Origin of the sequence: Photorhabdus viridis (assembly GCF_040256935.1) — a bacterium.
GTDB lineage: Bacteria > Pseudomonadota > Gammaproteobacteria > Enterobacterales > Enterobacteriaceae > Photorhabdus > Photorhabdus viridis.
In genome coordinates this window covers 1-225 of record NZ_JBEJZY010000467.1, presented here as the reverse complement: position 1 = coordinate 225, position 225 = coordinate 1, and the positions used below count along the sequence as shown (strand labels likewise).

Genomic DNA, 225 nt, shown 5'->3' with positions numbered 1-225 from the left:
AGTTGCGTCACACTCAAACAGGGTAACGGCCACGCATCACTCGCCCACTCCCGGGCGAGCTGACCGCTTAGACCCTGTAAAAGGTGCACGGAACGAATCGATTCATTGCCCGCTTCCTGCGTCGCCACCGCCCCGGCTATCTGTAATAGCTCACACAGAGGGGCCGATAATCGGGGACGTCGATGAATACGGCGGGGCAGGCCATTAATTCGCGTCAACAGCGAC

1 pseudogene is annotated in these 225 nt (G+C 59.1%); it reads right to left on the bottom strand.

Going from position 1 to position 225, the window contains the following annotated elements:
• Positions 1 to 225, bottom strand: a pseudogene (locus tag ABR397_RS24170) (AAA family ATPase); the annotation flags it as partial.